This window comes from Endozoicomonas sp. ONNA1, from assembly GCF_024606325.1.
Lineage (GTDB): Bacteria > Pseudomonadota > Gammaproteobacteria > Pseudomonadales > Endozoicomonadaceae > Endozoicomonas_A.
In genome coordinates this window covers 1-1,813 of record NZ_JAHHPN010000731.1, presented here as the reverse complement: position 1 = coordinate 1,813, position 1,813 = coordinate 1, and the positions used below count along the sequence as shown (strand labels likewise).

2 protein-coding genes are annotated in these 1,813 nt (G+C 43.8%); one reads left to right on the top strand and one right to left on the bottom strand.

All coding sequences use genetic code 11. The features are described from left to right. Positions 1-554: 554 nt before the first annotated feature. Positions 555-1,115, bottom strand: coding sequence for a recombinase family protein (locus tag KDK19_RS17565; protein WP_257292478.1), 561 nt, complete (start codon positions 1,113-1,115; stop codon positions 555-557). Between the two features lie 236 nt (positions 1,116-1,351). Here KDK19_RS17565 and KDK19_RS17560 point away from each other — a divergent pair, with 236 nt between their 5' ends. Continuing rightward, complete coding sequence (locus KDK19_RS17560) at positions 1,352-1,795, top strand: terminase small subunit (RefSeq protein WP_257292477.1); 444 nt, start codon at positions 1,352-1,354, stop codon at positions 1,793-1,795. Positions 1,796-1,813 lie beyond the last annotated feature (18 nt).

Here is a 1,813-nt window from a genome sequence, read left to right as displayed (position 1 = left end):
GTTTGACGATAGGTAGTACGTACGCTCTGATCGCTATCGGTTATACCATGGTGTATGGGATTTTTACTTTTCTAATAGATAATAAAATCAATCAGTTATATTGAGTGATGATTTTTCAGGGACATATTTTTGAACCTCGAACATCTAAAATAGTGTGAATAGGTTTAAGAGGGTTCTAAATAGTCCTGTCTTGCCAATACTCAAAAAAAGTAATTATACCACTATAAAAAAGGGAACCTTAATTTGAAAAATCTATCTGCTGGTTTTCTTTCTGACACTTATACTCATCGGCTTTCATATCAGCATATTGTGTTCACCCTATGACTGAAGCAAGATCAAAGTATTGAGTCAGCAATGAGCCAGACAATAGTAATGTTATTGAGCTGTGGAGGGACGGTTGTTATCCCGATAGCTGGCTAAAAAGAAACGCTATGATGGTCTGCGAACTTTCAAGCATTTATAGGGTTAATGGTTAGTTACCTGAAGCAACCATACACTCGCTTTGCCAGTTAATAAGAAGCCGGACTACTGGAAATAGAGTGGAGTAGCTTCCTCTATGTCCTTGTGCCCACGATGTTATAGAGAGTCTGCCTGCTAATGCCGTATTCATGAGCCAGTGCTTTCTTTTGTTCACCGGCACTTACTCGGTCTTTCAATTCAGCTACTTGTTTTTCTGTTAGCTTGGGCATGGCTCCGATCTGTTTGCCTTTCTTCCTGGCGGACACAATACCTTCCCGCTGCCGCTCTCTAATCATGCTTCTCTCGAATTCTGCGAAGGCTCCCATCATTTGAAGCATGAGTGTATGCATAGGATGGCTGCCATCGGTGAAAGTCAGGTTCTCTTTATGGAACTGGATGGTAACACCCTGATTGGTTAGGTCTTCAACCAGCTTCTGAAGGTCTTTAAGGCTGCGTGCAAGTCGATCTATGGAGTGGACGTGTAAATGATCACCTTTTCGCAAATGGCGCAGACAGGCTTTTAATTGAGGCCGATTGGTGTCCTTGCCACTGCAATGGTCTTCAAAGCAGGTATCCAGTTCAACATCTTCCAGTTGCCGGGCAGTGTTCTGGTCAATACTGCTGACTCTGATGTATCCGACATTTTGGCCTTTCATTCAACTACGTCCTTTACTTCTTCTTCGAGTAAAAGAGAAATTAGACTTTGTTTTACATCGTGTCCAATTGATCAGATCAAAGGTTATTTGACACACTAAATCAATGGCTTAGAAGCAAGGGATTAGGTGTCCAGAAGGTACACTCAATTTTACAAGGTGGAGGGTCAATTGGAGAGGCTCAGGACCTTTGGCCTTTGATGGTATAGTGAAACAGAATCTCATCAAGGACCGATGGCATGAACAATAAACACGCTCGCTTTCTAGCTGAATACCTCATTGATCAAAACGCAACCAGGGCCGCTATAGCCGCTGGTTATAGCCCAAAGACAGCCAGAAGTCAGGGGTCTCGCCTGTTGACAAATGCTGACATTCAGATAGCTCTTCGTGAGCAGCAGGAGCAACTAACTACTGAACTCAAAATCACGGCTGCTGACAAGCGCAGAAAGCTTTGGGCGATTGCTCAGTTTTGCAGTGAGGTTGTGGAAGGGGTCGATGGTGAGTTCTCCATGAGAAACCCCAGGGCAGCGACAGCAGCTGTTGCTGAGTTAAACAAGATGGATGGGGAATACAAACAAGCTGTTAATGAACTACCACAAGTGACTTTCATCCAGCAGTTTGGTGACAGCAGTGGTCATTTGAAAGATCAGCAATTTGTTGTCACTGCTCACCAAGAAGAATGATAGGGGGGGGGAGACCAG